This window comes from Clostridium frigidicarnis, from assembly GCF_900111985.1.
GTDB classification, from domain to species: Bacteria; Bacillota; Clostridia; order Clostridiales; family Clostridiaceae; genus Clostridium_Z; species Clostridium_Z frigidicarnis.
Window position 1 is genome coordinate 16,476 of record NZ_FOKI01000028.1, and the last position, 16,102, is coordinate 32,577.

The 16,102-nt window shown below is 27.5% G+C and carries 14 protein-coding genes, 1 tRNA gene and 1 other RNA gene; 12 read left to right on the forward strand and 4 right to left on the reverse strand.

Going from position 1 to position 16,102, the window contains the following annotated elements:
• Positions 1-103: 103 nt before the first annotated feature.
• A complete protein-coding gene (locus BM119_RS14240; protein ID WP_090042411.1) occupies positions 104-1,555 on the reverse strand; it encodes a sensor histidine kinase in 1,452 nt (483 codons plus the stop codon).
• Between the two features lie 2 nt (positions 1,556-1,557).
• A complete protein-coding gene (locus tag BM119_RS14245) occupies positions 1,558-2,220 on the reverse strand; it encodes a response regulator transcription factor (protein ID WP_090042412.1) in 663 nt (220 codons plus the stop codon).
• Positions 2,221-2,612: 392 nt separating this feature from the next.
• Here BM119_RS14245 and BM119_RS14250 point away from each other — a divergent pair, with 392 nt between their 5' ends.
• The 10 genes from BM119_RS14250 (at position 2,613) to BM119_RS14295 (ending at position 12,494) form a co-directional block, all read left to right on the forward strand.
• Entirely contained in the window at positions 2,613-3,245 is a 633-nt protein-coding gene (locus BM119_RS14250) for a VanZ family protein (protein WP_090042413.1), read from the forward strand.
• 69 nt (positions 3,246-3,314) lie between these two features.
• The gene (locus BM119_RS14255) at positions 3,315-3,575 is read left to right on the forward strand and encodes a hypothetical protein (protein WP_090042414.1); all 261 of its coding nucleotides are present in this window, start codon (positions 3,315-3,317) and stop codon (positions 3,573-3,575) included.
• A gap of 185 nt (positions 3,576-3,760) precedes the next feature.
• The gene (gene mtnK, locus BM119_RS14260; RefSeq protein ID WP_090042415.1) at positions 3,761-4,963 is read left to right on the forward strand and encodes an S-methyl-5-thioribose kinase; all 1,203 of its coding nucleotides are present in this window, start codon (positions 3,761-3,763) and stop codon (positions 4,961-4,963) included.
• 267 nt (positions 4,964-5,230) lie between these two features.
• Positions 5,231-6,286 (forward strand): S-methyl-5-thioribose-1-phosphate isomerase, encoded by a 1,056-nt coding sequence (gene mtnA, locus BM119_RS14265; RefSeq protein ID WP_090042416.1) that lies wholly within the window; start codon positions 5,231-5,233, stop codon positions 6,284-6,286.
• A complete protein-coding gene (locus BM119_RS14270; protein WP_090042417.1) occupies positions 6,286-6,930 on the forward strand; it encodes a class II aldolase/adducin family protein in 645 nt (214 codons plus the stop codon). The genes mtnA and BM119_RS14270 overlap by 1 nt, the downstream gene beginning before the upstream one ends.
• A gap of 170 nt (positions 6,931-7,100) precedes the next feature.
• Entirely contained in the window at positions 7,101-8,018 is a 918-nt protein-coding gene (gene glsA, locus BM119_RS14275; RefSeq protein WP_090042418.1) for a glutaminase A, read from the forward strand.
• A 321-nt stretch (positions 8,019-8,339) separates the two neighbouring features.
• On the forward strand, positions 8,340-10,937 hold the full coding sequence (gene polA / locus BM119_RS14280; protein ID WP_090042419.1) for a DNA polymerase I: 2,598 nt from the start codon (positions 8,340-8,342) through the stop codon (positions 10,935-10,937).
• A 17-nt stretch (positions 10,938-10,954) separates the two neighbouring features.
• Positions 10,955-11,548, forward strand: coding sequence for a dephospho-CoA kinase (gene coaE, locus BM119_RS14285; RefSeq protein WP_090042420.1), 594 nt, complete (start codon positions 10,955-10,957; stop codon positions 11,546-11,548).
• Positions 11,549-11,575: 27 nt separating this feature from the next.
• On the forward strand, positions 11,576-12,136 hold the full coding sequence (locus BM119_RS14290; protein WP_090042421.1) for a lytic transglycosylase domain-containing protein: 561 nt from the start codon (positions 11,576-11,578) through the stop codon (positions 12,134-12,136).
• A gap of 272 nt (positions 12,137-12,408) precedes the next feature.
• Positions 12,409-12,494, forward strand: a tRNA-Leu gene (locus tag BM119_RS14295).
• Positions 12,495-12,693: 199 nt separating this feature from the next.
• Here the strand turns inward: BM119_RS14295 and BM119_RS14300 are convergent.
• Both BM119_RS14300 and BM119_RS14305 read right to left on the reverse strand, forming a co-directional pair.
• Entirely contained in the window at positions 12,694-13,908 is a 1,215-nt protein-coding gene (locus BM119_RS14300; RefSeq protein WP_090042422.1) for a CapA family protein, read from the reverse strand.
• 220 nt (positions 13,909-14,128) lie between these two features.
• A complete protein-coding gene (locus BM119_RS14305) occupies positions 14,129-14,719 on the reverse strand; it encodes a hypothetical protein (RefSeq protein WP_090042423.1) in 591 nt (196 codons plus the stop codon).
• 184 nt (positions 14,720-14,903) lie between these two features.
• On the opposite strand from BM119_RS14305, the gene ssrS reads away from it, so the two are divergent.
• Together ssrS and BM119_RS14315 are read left to right on the forward strand one after the other, a co-directional pair.
• Positions 14,904-15,098: non-coding RNA, 6S RNA (gene ssrS / locus BM119_RS14310), on the forward strand.
• Positions 15,099-15,242: 144 nt separating this feature from the next.
• Positions 15,243-16,076, forward strand: a complete 834-nt coding sequence (locus BM119_RS14315) for a sulfurtransferase (protein WP_090042424.1) — start codon at positions 15,243-15,245, stop codon at positions 16,074-16,076.
• The last annotated feature ends 26 nt before the right edge of the window (positions 16,077-16,102 follow it).

Sequence of the window (16,102 nt, forward strand, 5' to 3'; positions counted from 1 at the left end):
TTTAGTTAGTAAACATATGTTGAAAATTTATAATAACCTTATAGATTAATATTAATATAGAAATGTAACAATAAGGTCACAAACATATCATATTTGTTTAACATTAAACATCACTATAACTATTTAAACTTAGCCAAAACTCAACTCCTTTAGAAGTATTTATTACTCCTTTTTCTCCATTATGAAGTTTAATTATCTCTTTAACTATAGCTAACCCTAGCCCGACACGTTTTTCTTTATAATTTCTCACTTTGTCTAATCTAACAAATCCCATCCATATTTTATCAGTATCCTTAGGTGATATATTTTCGCCACTGTTAAATACGCTTACAATAACTTTATTCTCATGGTTAATAGCTTTTATTACTATTTCCTTATTATCATCTACATGACATAGAGCATTATTTATATAATTTGTTATAGCTTGCTCAAGTCTTACAGAATCTCCAATAACTTTTGTTTTTTCAATATTAGTTTTAAGATTTATATTTAAATCTTTAAACTTGAAGTTCAATTTTGAAAGAATTTTATTAAGAAGTATATCAATATCCACAACTTTTAGGGCTATCTTAAATGTATTAGATTCAAGTTTATATAGATCTAATACATCACTGACAATAATATTCATTCTTTCAATTTCATCCTGAATAACACTAAGATAATATGACCTATCCTCAGGTGTTTTTAATATTCCACTATCCAATGCTTGAACATATCCTGATATAACTGTTATTGGAGTTTTTAATTCATGAGATACGCTACCTACAAATTCTTTTCTTAAAACTTCATTTTTCTTCTCTTTTTTAATGTATTCTTCAAGCTTAGTATTCTTATAAGTTAGTTCACTTAAAGTTTTTTCTATTTTTTTTGATAAGTTATTAATTGTATTAGCTAATACGCCTATTTCATCCTTAGAATCTATATTTATAGAACTTCCAAAATCCAAGTTTTCTATTTTTGATGCCTTATCTGTAATAAGGATAATTGGATTAGTGAAGTTTTTTGCGAAAATAGAAGTCGCAATTAAGGATAGTATGGTTATTGGTATTAGAATTACAGAGAGCAAAATAACAGCTTTATGTAGACTATCATCAATGGCAGAAATAGGTGTTTTTATATTTATAGTATATCCTAATGAATTCTCAACTTTTTCTGCACTTAAAAATTCAACACCAGTAGATTTATCTAAAATAATGGATTGAATTACATTATCATTTATACTTAAAGTTTTTATAAGTTGAAATCTATTTGAATTCATAGATTGAGAGTTTTTTGAACCACCATGAGATCCATATAGTGATTTTCCTTTTTTCTTATCTATAATTTGAATTTGCAAATTATATTTATCACATAAATCATTAATATGTTGGATATTATCATCAAGAGCATTTGATGATAAAAAAGTATCAATTGATGAAATTACATCATATAATTCACTGATTTTTGAGTTAAGAAAATATGGCTTGAATAAAAAGGAAAATGATAAAATACCAAAGATGAATATGCTTATAATAAAGGTTATACCTAAAAATAATTTTTTCTTAATTGATTTCATAATTACTCCCCAAACTTATATCCAAAGCTTCTAATAGTCTTTAGATAACTTGAATAATTGCCAAGTTTATTTCTTAATCTATTAATATGAGTGTCAACAGTTCTTGTATAACCAAAGTATGATTCTCCCCATATAATTCTTAAAAGAGTTTCTCGCGAAGTTACTTTTCCAATATTTTTAATAAAATACACCAAAAGATCGTACTCTTTAGGATTAAGCTCAATGATAGTATTATCTATTTTTACAGTATGCTTTTCTAAATCAATTTCTATATTATTAAAATTTAAAATATTAGTATCTGATTTTAAATTTTTATCTTTAAGAAGTCTTTTGATTCTAGCTATTAGAAGAACAATATTAAATGGCTTTGATACATAGTCATCAGCACCTATTTCAAATCCAAAAAGCTCATCTAAATCACTGTCCTTTGCTGTTAATATTATTACTGGTATATTTGAAGTTTTACGTATTTCTTTACAAACAACCCAACCATCATAAATCGGCATCATAACATCAAGCACAACTAAATCAAAATCATAAAGTTTAAATAAACTAAGTGCTTCCTCACCGTCATTGGCAATTTCTACTTCATAGTTTTCATGATTTAAAAAATCTTTAAGAAGTCTAGTTATTCTTTCATCATCATCTGCTACTAAAATTTTCAATATTTAATTCCTCCATCTTTCATAAATTCATAATAACTGTTATATTTTTTTTGAAAAATATGACTCATATATTGAATTGGATTTTAGAAAATAATGTTTAAATGTAAAACAATATAAAATTATGTTTCAAAATAATAAATATAATTTAATTTAACATTAGTTAAATTAAGTTTTCAACCCTAAATAATGGGATATGTTACATTATTGAAAGGATAATATAACTAAATGTAAGCTATAAAAATGGCTGCCTTCTATTAAATTTTATATTATATAAGTATACTAAGAACTTAAAAAATCTAGTATCTGCAATAAAAAATTGAATTAAAAACAACTGTATCGCAGAATAAAGAAAAAATAATATTTAAATTTTATATAAGGAGTTGAAGTAGTTTATGATAAACAATTATATTATTCCAATAAAAACAGCTTTTAGTATAGCACCTATAATTATTTTACTACTCATGGGACCATTTTCAGTATATCAATATAAAAAATATGGATATATAAATAGACTTAAGACAATTGTATTAATATCATTTGTTTTTTATATAGTTAGTGCATTTTGTTTAGTTATTTTACCTTTACCATCGTACAATTATATACCTAAAGAAGCAATAAAGCCTCAGTTAGTTCCATTTACAGCATTAATGGATATAGGAAAAGAGTTTAATATTATGATAGATAAAAATTTTAGTATTGTACAAGCTATCTTTAAAAACAAAGCAATACTTCAAATTATTTTTAATTTAATGCTTATGGCACCTTTGGGATTCTTTATCACATATTATTTTAAAAGAGAATTAAAAACAATAATAGTAATAACTTTTATAGTTTCATTATTCTTTGAGGTAACTCAACTTACTGGAAATTTTGGAATGTATAATTTTGCATATAGATTGTTTGATGTAGATGATTTAATAATAAATACATTAGGAGGAATAGTAGGATATTATACAGTTCCATTAGCTAATAAAATTTTTCCTGAGATAAGTAATGAAAAAAGGGAATTCTGTAAAATACTGTAGAGCAAATTTTAACACATTAGCATAAATTATTTATATAAGTAAACAATTGCTTTAAGGGGGAATATAAAAATGTGTAATCAATTTAACAACCGCTCAGGTAACAGATGTAGAAACAACTCTTGTGGAAGAGGAAGGACAACCTTTAATAATAATAATATTTCTTGTCAAAGAGTTAATTTAGAATTTGAAGAGGAATCACATGAGGAAAATAAAAATGTGAATTGTCGTATGGTTGATTTTGATTTTGACTTTGATGACTGTGATGACGAGAATGATTTCAGATGTAGTTGTAATGACGAGAATGATTTCAGATGTGGATGCAGACGTTAAGGTAAAATAATATTTTGGTATAGAACTTATATTAATTTAATATGAATTCTTAATTATAAAAAATTGAGAAAGGTTCATATTTAATTAAGGTTCTATACCAATTTTTATTTTAGATTTAAGCATGTTAAGAGGAGAAACTTATATATTTATAATATAGGATAATTTTTAGAAAAGGAGACTAGTTTATGGAAATTTATAATATTATGGATGAAAAATTAATTGTAGATTATATAAAATCACTGGATATAGGAATTTTCCAAGAATCTTCAAAACTTATAGCAAAGGAAATAGGAGATGGAAATTTAAATTATGTATTTAGAATTAAAGATGAGGATACAAAAAAATCTTTCATTGCAAAACAAGCATTACCTTATTTGAAAATAGCTGGTGAGGGGTGGAAACTGCCTCTTGATAGAAATAGAATTGAGGCTGAAGCTATGAAAGAGCAAGATAGGGCATGTTGTAATATGGTGCCTAAAGTATATTATTCATCTAAAGATAAAGCTTTATTTATTGCTGAGGATTTAGGACATATGGATACCTTAAGGAATGCATATATGAAAATGAAAACATATCCTAATTTTCCGAAATTTATTGGAGAATTTTTAGGCAAAAATTTATATTATACATCGGATATTGGATTAGAGGCTAGAGATAAGAAAAATAAGTCTCAACTGTTTAATAATCCTGAATTATGTGATATTACAGAGAGATTAGTTTTAACAGATCCATACAGGGAGAGCGAGTCTAATGATATTAATCCTGAGATTATAGATAATGTAAAAGAAATCTGGAAGGATGAAAAAGTACTTTTAGAAACTGCTAAATTAAAAAATATATTTATGACAAAACATGAAGCGCTTATACATGGAGATCTTCATACAGGATCAATCTTTATAGATGAAAATGCGATAAAAGTTTTTGATTCAGAATTTGCATTCTATGGGCCTTATGGATATGATATAGGCCTTTTATTTGCAAACTTCATATTAAATTATGTTTCATGGGAAGGGATATATATATATTCAGAAGAACAGGTGAATGATTTTAGAGAATATCTATTAAAGAGTATTGAAGAGATATGGAATTCTTTTGAGAAAACTTTTAGTGGTCTTTGGGGGAAATCCTGTGAAATAACTACAAAATCTAAAGGATATTATGATTGTTATATGAAATCTCTTTTTAGTGAAACTATAGGTTTTTGCGGCTGTGAAATTATTAGACGAGTTGTAGGAATGGCACATGTTCCAGATTTAGATAGGATATCTAATCTTAAAGATAAGGCTAAGGCTGAGAGAAGAGCATTAAATATTGGACAAAAACTTATTACTAAAAGAGAAGATTTTTTAGTAATAGAAGACCTAACAACTTTAATAGAGATTTTATAAAAAGTTAAATTTTATTTATAAAGTGATTCTCATATTAAGAGTTTGATTAAATGAAATACATTAATTATTTCAGCTAAAGTCTAGAAGAATTTATTTTGAAAGTGACAAGATTCATTATATTGACAAATGGCAACTTATAGACTTTATGTTTAAATCAGAAAAGGGGTTGTCATAATTTTCAATTTATAATTGACAAGCTTAACAAGTGCTTATATACAACTTCTTAAAAGAATGTTATCAAGTGTAAAGATTAAAGGGAGGATTGTTATGGCAGAGTTATTAGCTATTAATTGGGAGGATAAAAGAGAAAAATTAATACTTTTAGATCAGAGAAAGCTTCCAAATGAAATTGAGTATATAGAATATGATACAGTGGAAGGAGTTTTTCAATCTATAAAAGATATGGTTGTTAGAGGGGCGCCAGCTATTGGCGTGGTTGCTGCATATGGAATGTACTTTGGCGCTAAAAATACTAACTTAGAAAGTTATAATGATTTCATTGAGAAAATGAACCAATATAAAAATTATTTAAATTCTAGTAGGCCTACAGCTGTTAATCTTTCTTGGTCAACAAAGAGGATATTGGATAAAACAAATATATGTAAAGATATGAAGAAAATTAAAAAAGATATAAAAAAGGAGGCAAGATTAATTCATGAAGAAGATATAGAGATTTGTAGAAAAATTGGAGAAAATCTCTTATCTTTATTACATGATGATATGGGCATACTAACACATTGCAATGCGGGACAACTTGCAACTTCAAAATATGGAACTGCAACATCACCAATGTATTTAGCAAAAGAAAAAGGATGGAATCTTAAAATATATTCAGATGAAACAAGACCAAGACTTCAAGGTTCAACTCTTACAGCTTTAGAATTATCCATTGCAGACATTGATGTTACAACTATAACAGATAATATGGCAGCTATGGTTATGTCACAAAATAAAGTGCAGGCTGTTATTGTTGGATGTGATAGAATAGCTGCAAATGGAGACACTGCAAATAAAATAGGAACTTTAGGAGTATCTATATTAGCAAAATATTTTAAAATACCAATGTATATTGCAGCTCCAACTCCAAGTATAGATTTAAATACATTAGATGGAGCAAGTATTCCTATAGAGGAGAGAGATATTAAAGAGGTTACATGTAGGTTTGGAATTTGTACGGTACCTAAAAATGTCAAGGTTTACAACCCGGCTTTTGATGTTACACCTTATGAAAATATAACGGCAATAGTAACGGAAAAAGGAATTGTCTATCCACCTTATGATAAAAACTTAAAACAAATACTTAATAAAGGTGGGGATATTTAATGAGTTTAGAGAGTAATATTAGAAAAGATATATTAGAGGTAGGTAAAAGGCTTAATGAAAGATTTTTTATAGCTTCTAATGATGGGAATATAAGTGCAAGAGTAGATAAAAATAGTATTTTAATAACACCTACAGGAATAAATAAGGGATATCTAAAAGAAGAACAACTAATAAAATGTGATTTAGAGGGAAATAAATTAAGTGGGGATTTAGAAGTTACATCAGAAATAAAAATGCATTTAGCTGTATATAAAAATAGAGAAGATGTAAATGCAATAGTACACGCACATCCACCAGCATCAACAGCTTTTGCAGCAACAACTTTAAAATTAGATGAAGATGTTATATTACCAGAAGCTATATTTAGTTTGGGCAAAATAGGATATTGTTCTTATGGGACGCCTTCAACTTCAGAGGTTTCTATTTCAGTTGAAAAAGAGGTAATGGATAGCAATGTACTATTATTATCTAATCATGGAGCTTTAACTTTAGGAAAAGATGTACTAAGCGCATATTATAAAATGGAGAATTTGGAGATGGTATCAAGGATAACTATGTATACTAAAATTCTTGGAAATACAAAAAAATTAAATGAAGAGCAAGTAGATAAACTAACTAAGATTAAATTGGAAAAAGGATGGTGATTATACAAAGTAAATAAGCCACATGAAAGAAAATAACAAATCAAAGATCCCATCTAAGTTAACTATTTAAAATAAATGTGAGAAAATTTAAATAATATCTTTTAAAAAATCTTAACAACATTTATAATGAAAGTGGGGAAACTATATTTTACGAATAGGTGGTATTTCAAATGAAAAACTTATTGGAAAGTCTTGTAGAAAATAATAGAATACACGTAAGTGAAGGTAAAGTTGCATCTTACATACCTGAACTTTCAAAGACAAATCCATCAGATCTAGGAATATGTGTTGTGGGGTTAGATGGAAAGGAATATGGTGCTGGAGACTTTGAGAAAAAGTTTACAATACAAAGTATTTCTAAAGTAATAAGCTTAATGCTTGCATTGCTTGATAATGGTAAAAGAAATGTATTTGAAAAGGTTGGTATGGAACCAACAGGAGATAGTTTTAATTCAATAGTTAACCTTGAGGTTAAAAGTCCAGATAAACCGTTTAATCCTATGATAAATGCAGGGGCAATTGCAACAACTGCTTTAATTGGTGGAGATAATCAAGAAGAAAAATCAGAAAGACTTTTAGAATTTACAAGAAAAATAACAGGAAATCCTGAGATTAATTACAATGAACAAGTTTATTTATCAGAAAAAGAAACTGGAAATAGAAATAGAGCTTTAGCATATTTCATGAAAAGTAACGGGATAATAGATGGAAATGTTGAAGAGATTTTAGATCTTTATTTTAGACAATGCTCTATAGAAGGTAATTGTAGAGATATAGCTAGGATAGGAGCTATGCTTTCTAATGATGGAGTAATACCTTGGAGTGGAGAAAGGGTAGTTTCCAGAGAAGTAAGTAGAATAGTAAAAACTATAATGGTAACTTGTGGAATGTATGATGCATCAGGAAACTTTGCTGTTCATATAGGAATACCAGCTAAATCAGGAGTTGGTGGTGGAATAATGGCATCTGTACCAAGAAGAATGGGCATAGGTGTTTATGGACCATCATTAGATGAAAAAGGTAATTCTATAGGTGGAGCTCATGTGCTTAAAGGTTTATCAGATGAGTTAGATTTAAGTATATTCTAAAGCATAATAATATAAAATAAAAGCTTGTTATGAAAACTTTTTCATGACAAGCTTTTTTTATTTTGTAACCATAATTTGTTTTAATTTTAAACTAATTATTGTATTATAAATATATGTGGCTAAAGGTGGAATATCAGCTTTAGATGGCAAGAGTATAATAATTATTAGATTTAATTTAAATTTTATGAAAAATAGTTTTATATATAAGTATAAAATAATAATTTTATAGAATAAAATTCTTGTAGGAAGCCAAGAATTTAGAAGAGGATATAAAGCAAATGAAGAATTATAATATTTTATTTAGAGCTTATGGAGGAGTTTATGGAAAAATTAGTGATTTTAGATAGTAATAGTCTTATGAATAGAGCTTTTTATGCATTACCACTACTTACAAATAGTGATGGAGAGTATACAAATGCAGTATTTGGGTTTGCAAGTATGTTGTTTAAAATAAAGGAAGATATAAAACCTGATTTTATTGTAGCAACATTTGACAAAAGGGCACCTACATTTAGACATTTAGAGTATGGAGATTACAAAGCAGGAAGGAAAAAAATGCCTGAAGAACTTGCACAGCAGTTTCCTTTAGTAAAAGAGATGCTGAATTTATTTGATATAAATATATTTGAAATAGACGGGTTTGAGGCTGATGATTTAATTGGTACTTTGGCAAAGCATGCTGAAAAAAATGGAATGGAAGTTTATATAGTAACGGGAGACAGAGATGCTCTTCAGCTAGCGTCAGATAATATAAATGTAGTTATAACTAAAAAAGGAATAACTGAAAAAGAAATATATAATAAAAATAGAATAATAGAAGAAATGGGAGTAACACCAACAGAGTTTATAGATGTTAAGGGACTTATGGGAGATAAATCAGACAACATACCAGGAGTTCCAGGTATAGGAGAAAAAACCGCATATAAGCTTATACAAACTTATAAAAGTGTGGAAAATGTTCTAAATAATATTGATGAAATAAAGGGTAAAAAATTAAAAGAAAATCTTATGGAATACAGAGAGCAGGCTGTATTTTCAAAAAAATTAGCAACAATTATGATTAATGTACCTGTGGAGATAGATTTAGATGAAATAAAATCTAATAAAAAACTTAATATAGAAGGTTTAAGACAAATGTTCTATAAATTGCAATTCAAATCTCTTATGGATAAGTTGCCAAAAGATTCAACTGAAGAGAAGGTAGACCATATAGAATTTTCTTTAATAGGAAAAAAAGAAGAATTTTTACAACTTAAAGAGAAATGTTTAAAAGAAAAAATATATATTAAGTTTATTACAGATAATGATGCAAAATACTCAAGTTTAAGTTTGCAATATGCAAGTATAAGAGTTAAAGATGAAATATATATTGTTAATATGGACAAAATAGAAAAAGATAACCTTAGCATATTAAAGGAAATTTTAGAAAATAAAGATGTTGAAAAAGTACTTTTTGATGTAAAAACACCTTACACAGCATTAAGAAAAATAGGGATATATCTTGATAATGTAATATTTGATGTGAAAATAGCTGCATATCTTATAGAGTCATCTAAATCAGAATATGATGTAAAGACATTAGTTAATGAATATATATATAAAGAGTGTAGTGGAGAAGGATTAGACCTTTTATGTAAGGAAACTTTCTATTTAAAAAATTTATATGAAAACTTTGAAGAAAAACTCAAAGAAAACAACATGGAAGATTTATTTTACAATATAGAAATGCCTCTTACAAAGGTATTATCCTATATGGAGGGTTATGGATTTAAAGTTGATAAAGATAAGTTGAACGAACTTGGGGAAAAATTCACTTATGAAATTAAGAATATACAAGAAGAGATTTTTAATTTATCAGAAGAGGAGTTTAATATAAATTCTCCAAAACAACTAGGTAAGATTTTATTTGAAAAATTAGATTTACCTGTTATAAAGAAAACAAAAACAGGTTATTCAACTAATGCAGAGGTTTTAGAACAACTTTCAGATAAACATCCAATAATAGATAAAATAACCTATTATAGACAACTTACTAAATTATATTCTACTTACGTTGAAGGACTAAAAAATGTTATTCAAGAAGATGGAAATATACATTCATCCTTTAATCAAACTGTTACAACAACAGGGAGACTTTCAAGTACAGAACCTAATCTTCAAAATATACCTATAAAATATGAAATGGGAAGAGAAATAAGGAAGGTATTTATTCCAGATAATAGTGAGTCATTAATACTTTCAGCAGACTATTCTCAAATAGAGCTTAGGGTATTAGCAGATATAGCAGATGATGAAAATTTAATAAATGCTTTTAAGGAGCACAGTGACATACACACAAAAACTGCATCAGAGGTATTTGGAGTACCAATAGATGAAGTTACATCTTTACTTAGAGGCAGAGCAAAGGCTGTTAATTTTGGTATTGTATATGGAATAAGTGATTTTTCATTAGCAAAAGATTTAGGAATAGCTAAAAAAGAAGCTAAACAATATATGGATATATATTTTGAAAGATATCCAAAAGTTAAAGATTATTTAAAAAACATTGTAGAAGAAGGAAAAGAAAAAGGGTATGTAACAACTATTGTTAATAGAAGGAGATATATACCTGAGATAAATGCAAGTAATAAGATTGTAAAGTCCTTAGGTGAAAGATTGGCTATGAACACTCCCATACAAGGAAGTGCTGCAGATATAATCAAACTTGCAATGATAAAGGTGTTTAATGAACTTCAAACAAGAAAATTAAAGAGTAAGCTTATACTTCAAGTTCATGATGAACTTATTATTAATGTGTATAAAGATGAATTAAAAGAAGTTGAGGAAATAGTTAAAACACAAATGGAAAATGTTATGAATTTAGATGTTCCATTAGAAATAGATATGAATATAGGGAATAATTGGTATGAAGCTAAATAGGAGGTAAGAAGAAGATAATGTTGAGAGTGGGTTTAACTGGGGGTATAGGTTCAGGAAAAAGCACTGTTTCAGCAATGTTTAGAGAAGTTGGTTTTAATATTATTGATGCAGATTTGGTTGCGAGAGAAGTGCTGAATATATATCCAGAAATATTAGATACAGTAAAAAAGGAGTTTGGAGAAACTTTTTTTGAAGATGAAGGTTTCAAAAGAAGAGAGTTTGGTAACTATATTTTTAAATATCCAAGGGAAAGAATAAAATATGAGGGGATTATACTGCCTTATATAAAAAATGCAATATTTAATAGGTTTGATTACTATGAAAATTCAGGTGAAAAACTTGTAATATTAGATGCACCAACACTTATAGAAAACAATTTACATAAAGAAATGGACTACAATGTTCTTGTTTATGTAGGTAAAGATACTCAAATATCTAGAGTAATGGAAAGAGATAAATTAACTCATGATCAATCATTACTTAGAATTAATTCACAGCTTCCTTTGGAAGAGAAGACAGAATGGGTTAATTTTATCATAGACAATAGTGGTGATATTATAAATACTAAAGAACAGGTTTTAGAAATTGCAAATGTTTTAAAGTTAGTATAAAGAAATAAGCACACAGAGGTATAAGAAATGAAACATATAAAAAACTACATTTTAGCTTTCATATTAGTGCTTGTATCTTTTTGTATAATGTACAAAGCAGCTAAGTTTATATATCCATTTAAATATGAGGATTATGTTGTAAAGTATTCTAAGGAATACAATATAGACCCATATCTTGTAACGGCAGTTATAAAAACAGAAAGTGGATTTAAACATAATGTTAAATCTCATAAAAATGCAATTGGTTTAATGCAACTTACAGAAGAAACAGCTCAATGGGTGGCAGAAAAAATGAAAATAAAGGATTTTTCTACAGAAATGTTGGAAAATCCGGAAGTGAATATTGCCATGGGCTGTTGGTATTTAGATAATTTGAAAGAGGAATTTAATGGAGATATTACATTAACTTTAGCTGCTTATAATGGAGGAAGAGGGAATGTTCAAAAATGGTTAAAGGATGACAGATATTCTGAAGATGGTAAAACTTTAACGTATATTCCCTTTAAAGAGACAGACAAATATATAAAAAAGGTGGAAGTGAATTATAAAATTTATAAGATGCTTTACAAAAATCTAGATAAACAATAAAATGTAAATAACAAAATAGCTGTGATTAACATAGCTATTTTGTTATTATATTAAAATACTATTAGTTTTTTAAGTTAAACATATAAGATGCTATATAGGAAATAATATGTATATAAAAACAGAAATGTATAAAACTCAAGAAGTAAATAAAAAATCATAGTCTTGACATTATAATAACTCTTGATATAATAAAAATATCTTAATTATTTGTAGGATATAGAATGAATCTTCATTAAGGTGGTAGTCATCAGATAAATACAAATATTTTATATGCAGATGTGGCGGAATGGCAGACGCACCATCTTGAGGGGGTGGCGAGAGTAATCTCGTACGGGTTCAAGTCCCGTCATCTGCACCAAAAAGACACACTATGAAAATAGTGTGTCTTTTTGGTGTGTAAGCTAGTTGTAAGTTAATGATAGTTTTATTCACAATGTCCAGAAAAACAAACCTTGATTTGTAACTTAAACAGGTTATTCTTAAGTAGAAAACTATACTACAATGAAATTTATGGATAACTTTGCGAAAATGATTTTTTATGCTTTACAATACTCTGTTTAGTCGGTTAGTTCAACAAATTCATCTTTAATAGTTCCTTTTAAGCTAGGAGATAAATCATTTAAAGTTTTTAATATAGAATCTTTTTTACTTCCGTCCACTGGTGTTGGAGCATAGTCATTTTTATAGTCTATAGATGAAATAGATGCTGGTATAACCTTGAAAGTATACCCATCCAAATTATCGTCAGTAAATTTAAAATTTAATTGAAGAATAAATGTTCTTTTGTCACTTGGATTAGAGTTTCCTCCAAAACTAAAATTTGCCAATGAGTATGTAATAAGTTTTCCTTTGTAATTTTCAAGGCTTTGCATAACATGAGGATGAGATCCAAGAATTAAATCTGCACCATTATCTATTGTATATCGTGCAAGATTTACTTGATATTCTGATGGAGTAGTTTGTTTTTCAATTCCCCAATGGAAATAAGGAATTATAATTTTAGCTCCTTCAGCTTTTAAATCATCTATATCTTGTTTAATAGAAGATCTTAGTTTTTCAGTATCTTCCCAAGCTTGGTATGCTAGAAATCCAAATTTAATACCTTTCAAATCTTTAGTGAATTTATATCCTTCTCCACAAAAATCAACATTTGATTCTTTAAGTACGTTTATAGTATCATTAAATCCTTTATCACCATAATCATATATGTGATTATTAGCAACTGTAACACCATCTATATTAGAAGTGGTTAGTATATTTACAAAATCTTTGGGCCCTTTAAAATGAAAAACTGTACCATCACCTTTATTTGCCTTTTCCTTGGTATCTGTAAAAGTAGTTTCAAGATTAACAATAGTGTAATCATCATTTTTAAATAAATGGTTTACATTTTTAAAAAAATAAGAATAATCATTACCTTGATTTTGAAACATGGTTGGAAGACTTGTAGCAGTACTGAAATTAGTATCAGTTCCAAGGGTACAGTCCCCAGCTGCTGTCAAAAGAATATCTTTTTTTTCGTTTTTCTTTAAAGGTTCTTGGGTAGCTGGCTCTTCAATTTCGTTTTTTTCTAAGGAAACTGAATTTTTATCTTCTTTTTTAGATTTTAAGTAAGAAACCCCTTTAACTGTTGAATAACCTAATAATATAAAAATTATAACAAGAAATATACTTACACCAATCCGTCTAACTTTATATTTACGGTTTTTTTTTCTGCGATTAGCCCTTTTCAATTGTATACACCTCCTAGTAATTAATACTATTACACCCATTGTATTATAAGTACTATGTATTTTTCAATAAGATAATAACAATATAAAAAATAAGTACAAAATAAAACTACAGTAAAAAGAATATTTATCTTTATTTAGGCACATTCAAAAAAATAACAAGTCAGTATGCTAGTATATTTGGCTTGTTATTTTCTTCCATGTGCCTTGCTGTAGTTTTATAAATAAAAATTCAATTAAGTTTAAGTGCTTTTGTTTAGCTTTACTCAATACTACGTAGTAAGTAATTCATATAGGATTTATACCATTTATTATATAATTTACAATCATATTCTTTAAGGCAGTCTAAGAAAAGATCTAATTGATTACGTTTTTCTAGACCTTTCATAAGATGTTCAGGAGTTAAAACTTGTTTGGTATAGCACTGTTTAGGATCAATAATCATAAGAGTAAAATCATCCTGAACATATAAATCCTTGCAACGAGTATCCAATTTTGTAAATCCAAGTTTTTCAAATTCTTTTATTAATTCAATTAGATTTAAACAAAGAATTTTATTTAAATTATGTTTTCGTAAATATTTATCTAGACGATAACCACCTACATAATCGCGTATCATATAGTTATCCCCACGTTCATATACTTTAGGAAAGTGAGAGCTTTTTTTATTTACTTTCTTTAATATATAATGCTCATCATCGCATACAGATTTTTTTCCGAAGATTTTCATAACTTTGCCATTAGGTAATAAATATACAATCCCATTATTACCATGTCCTAAAACTTCACTTTCCCTTAGTATTTTCTCAAGATTAGGACTCCATTTAAGACAAAAACCTTGTCTCCTTGTCATACACAGAACCTCTCTAAATTACTCTTATGATAATATATTCATTTAAAGTGGTATTAGTTACAAATAGTTCCTAGAATAATAATTTATAATATGCTCATAATAAATTCATAAGGTTTTTAAAATTATATATTGAAAAAATGAAAGAGTGTGATATAATTAAATCATAAAAAGCAGACAATTTGTTTACTATCTGAGATATACGTCAAGCTCTTATTTTGAACCTACAGTATTTAAATGGGAGTTCAATATTTAAATGTGGATGTGTACTCTTATAAGTTCCTAGCACTGCTAGGCATAGAGAGATTGAAATGTTTGTGCGGGCACCCCCCTATCTTCGTGATAGGTGTCAAAATCAGGGCAACGGTATTTTGGAGTTTACAAAGTTAATTAAAGGAGAGTGAAAACTCTCCTTTTTGTTATGTGCATTTTTAAAAAAATTCAGTAAATTCATATTGTTGTTATTGGAAATTATATAATATATAATTATTTTATAAATAATAATTTAAGCACATGGGGTGATTTTATGAAAAATTTGGTTTCAACTGAATGGTTACATAATAATATTGGAAAAGATAATACTATAATTTTTGATTGCAGATTTGATTTAATGGATGCAGGATATGGATTAAAATCATATAAAGATGGACATATAAAAAATGCTATATTAATAAATTTAGATTATGATTTAGCTGGAGAAAAACAACAACATGGAGGAAGACATCCATTACCTGAAATGGAAAAGTTTAGAGATCTTCTTGAAAATTCAGGAGTAAATAATAAGTCTAATATAGTTATATATGATGATGGAGATTTAGCAGGAGCTTCAAGACTTTGGTGGATGATGAAATATATAGGTATTGATAAAGTGTACATCTTAAGTGGTGGAATTAAACTTTGGAAAAATAGGGGATATGACGTTACCACAGAGGAAACATGTGTAAAGAGTAAAGGTAAAATAAATTTAAATATTCAAAAATACATGGAAGTCAGTATGGAACATGTAAGAAACAACTTAAAAAATAGTGAGAGTTTAATTATAGATTCTAGATCAAAGGAAAGATATTTAGGCCTTATAGAACCTGTGGATAGCAAATCGGGACATATACCAGGAGCTAAAAGTTTTGATTGGCAAGAAAATTTCAAAGATGGTTTAATACTGGACGTTAAAGAGTTGAAAAAAAGATTTAATGATATAAAAGAATACAAAGAGATAATAGTTCATTGTGGTTCTGGAATAACAGGATGTGTAAATATATTAGCATTGGATGAAGTAGGAATAGATAGCAAGCTTTATGTTGGTAGTTGGAGTGATTGGTCTAGCTATGAAGAAAATCCTATGAACACTACAGAAGAATAAAAATTTAAAGATAATTACTATTGAAT

Coding starts and splice junctions, on each gene's coding strand:
- BM119_RS14240 (WP_090042411.1), bottom strand. CDS start 1,555: ATGAAATCAATTAAGAAAAAATTATTTTTAGGTATAACCTTTATTATA.
- BM119_RS14250 (WP_090042413.1), top strand. CDS start 2,613: ATGATAAACAATTATATTATTCCAATAAAAACAGCTTTTAGTATAGCA.
- BM119_RS14255 (WP_090042414.1), top strand. CDS start 3,315: ATGTGTAATCAATTTAACAACCGCTCAGGTAACAGATGTAGAAACAAC.
- mtnK (WP_090042415.1), top strand. CDS start 3,761: ATGGAAATTTATAATATTATGGATGAAAAATTAATTGTAGATTATATA.
- mtnA (WP_090042416.1), top strand. CDS start 5,231: ATGGCAGAGTTATTAGCTATTAATTGGGAGGATAAAAGAGAAAAATTA.
- BM119_RS14270 (WP_090042417.1), top strand. CDS start 6,286: ATGAGTTTAGAGAGTAATATTAGAAAAGATATATTAGAGGTAGGTAAA.
- glsA (WP_090042418.1), top strand. CDS start 7,101: ATGAAAAACTTATTGGAAAGTCTTGTAGAAAATAATAGAATACACGTA.
- polA (WP_090042419.1), top strand. CDS start 8,340: ATGGAAAAATTAGTGATTTTAGATAGTAATAGTCTTATGAATAGAGCT.
- coaE (WP_090042420.1), top strand. CDS start 10,955: ATGTTGAGAGTGGGTTTAACTGGGGGTATAGGTTCAGGAAAAAGCACT.
- BM119_RS14290 (WP_090042421.1), top strand. CDS start 11,576: ATGAAACATATAAAAAACTACATTTTAGCTTTCATATTAGTGCTTGTA.
- BM119_RS14300 (WP_090042422.1), bottom strand. CDS start 13,908: ATGGGTGTAATAGTATTAATTACTAGGAGGTGTATACAATTGAAAAGG.
- BM119_RS14305 (WP_090042423.1), bottom strand. CDS start 14,719: ATGACAAGGAGACAAGGTTTTTGTCTTAAATGGAGTCCTAATCTTGAG.
- BM119_RS14315 (WP_090042424.1), top strand. CDS start 15,243: ATGAAAAATTTGGTTTCAACTGAATGGTTACATAATAATATTGGAAAA.